The sequence below is a fragment of the Nocardia sp. NPDC058497 genome (genome assembly GCF_042720195.1).
Lineage (GTDB): Bacteria > Actinomycetota > Actinomycetes > Mycobacteriales > Mycobacteriaceae > Nocardia.
Genome location: NZ_JBHXMY010000793.1, coordinates 1 through 2,194, shown reverse-complemented (window position 1 = coordinate 2,194; position 2,194 = coordinate 1). Strand labels below are relative to the sequence as shown.

The window sequence follows — 2,194 nt, the reverse complement described above, 5'->3', positions numbered from 1 at the left end:
GAGCAGAGACCGGAACACACCAAGCCGCCAATGCGGCACCGCGTAGTCCGAGGCTTCGCCATCTTCGGACCCGGCTTGGTCGAACACGCGTCGGCCTTCGAGGTCGAGCACACGTGCGGTGTCGGCGTCGCCCGTGATGGCGGCGGCATGAGCCTTCCCGTACAAGGCGTTCAACCGGCCGAGTGACGGCCGGTCGGAAATAGCTAGAGCTTGCTCGGCGAACATGGTCGCGATCGGCAGCGAGGCACCTTCGTAGCCCAGGGCGATGGCCGCCCGGCCACGTACCCAAACCCGCGTGTCAACGTCGCCGGAGCGGTCCGCCATCTCGGCGGCCATCCGGTACCAACCCACGGCCTTGCTGCCGTCAGATCCCGGGAACGTCTTCGCGAACAACGTTGCCAATCGTGAGGCGTGGCCCCACATACGCGGGTCTTCGCATTGCTGCTGAATGACAGCGAGGTCTACGACCAGACGTTTCTGAATCTCGGCGGCTCCGGCCACCATGTACGACGTTCCGTATTCGTCCAGCATCGCGGCCCAAGCGTCGATGCTGGGTCCGGTTCCCCTCAAACGCGCTGAAAACCCTTCAGCGAGTATGTCGGACGCCACTACGGGCGCGACGGAGGTTGCGGCCATCGAGGATAGGAACTGCCTACGGTTCACGTCGTCGGACTCCAACACAGCAAAAGGTACGTCTAGGACAGCAGCGAGGTGGCGGAGCCAGTAGGGCGAAGGGTTGTGTTTGCAGGATTCCCACCGGGAAACGGATTCCCGGTTGATCGACTGCCCGGAGTGCTCCGCGAGCGCGTCGGCGAGGCGACCCTGAGACCAGCCGCGCGCATCTCGCATCTCGCGAATCAGCTTGCCGACACCGTGTTTACGGTCCATCCGCCCATCATGCTCCCGCTCGTGCGCCCGTGTCTGATTGCTACCCCTGTTGCTACTACTTCCGCACATCACAGCATCGACTGATTGACATGGCGCGGGGAGAGGTTCCGTTGCCACCGGGCCGCCCGTACGAGCCGAATGCGATCGCTCGCCCGGGCTGGCTCTCCACCGAGCAGGAGGGGACCGTGCTCCCACGACGGACACCTGAACCCGTACATCCGGACCCGATCGAGATTGCACCGCCAGAGGTAATTCGGCGGCTGCTGGCAGCCCTGGACAACTGGCCGCAGAGCGCTTCGAAGGTGCGTGGCCCGGTCTGTAGGCCGGTGCGGAGGTGGGCGCCATGAACCCGACCCGAGAGCGGTTGGACGCGCTCGCGGCGCGCGCCGCCAAACGGTCTATGACTGTCCATCCTTCGCCGGAAGGCTTCGCGCTGGCGAATCCGTGGCGCGTAGTGGTCACGGGCCCGCTCGACAACATAGATGCCTGGTTGACCGCAGCAGAGAGCCGCGACCAATGATCGCGGCCGGATTCGTACTCGCCTTCGCGGTGCCTACCATCGTCCTGGTGGCGGCGATTGTCTGGCCGGACCCGCATTGACATGTGGTCGTCGGCGGAACCAGAAGACCCAGGGCAACCCTTCTCGAAATGCCACGCTGATGTCAGAGGGGCTGGTCAGGGCTGCTCCCCGCCGGCGATAGTCCATTCCACTTGGAACTCCTCCGGCGTGATCTCCTCCGCAGTGAAACCAGGACGCTGCGAGATCTGCTCCAGCGACTCCACTGGGTCGTCCGCCAACTGGGTGAGCTCAGTCTCCATGAATCCGTCGGCGAGACCCATCCTGCCAATCGGGAAGTACTCGACCTTCCGGCTTTCATACCCTTCATCGTCGATCTCGGCGAAGCTCAACCGTGGCTCGTAGCCTGCCGCGGCCCGCGCCGTCACCCTCCGGTACTGCAAGCCGGGTTCGGGCGGCTCGAAGCCACTCGCGGCAGCCGCCGCTGTCGGTCGATCTATTACTGGTTCGGTACCGATAAACCACCTGGGGTGGGCCACGGATCGCAACCCCATGAAGAGGTCATCGCTGACATCGTCTCTGTCGGCGTGCTCCCCGATCACCGCACGATCGAACGGGGTCTGATGCCAGTGCCGACCATCCCACCAGCGCGCGAATGCCGCACGATCATTGAATATCTGTGGATCGGGGGGCGGGCGGGGGGCCCCGGGGTCCCCCCCCCGCCCCCCAGCCCCCCGGGGGGGTTACGGGGGGGACAGAGTGGGTGAGTTAGAGGCCCCCCCCTAGAGA

At 65.1% G+C, this 2,194-nt stretch carries 2 protein-coding genes; both read right to left on the bottom strand.

The window, feature by feature from the left end; genetic code table 11:
- Window positions 1-888 (bottom strand): helix-turn-helix transcriptional regulator (locus ACFWPJ_RS31015; protein ID WP_378856801.1); only part of this gene is annotated, 888 nt, incomplete at its 3' end.
- A 675-nt stretch (window positions 889-1,563) separates the two neighbouring features.
- Window positions 1,564-2,007, bottom strand: a complete 444-nt coding sequence (locus ACFWPJ_RS31010; protein WP_378856799.1) for a DUF6881 domain-containing protein — start codon at window positions 2,005-2,007, stop codon at window positions 1,564-1,566.
- Between the last annotated feature and the right edge of the window lie 187 nt (window positions 2,008-2,194).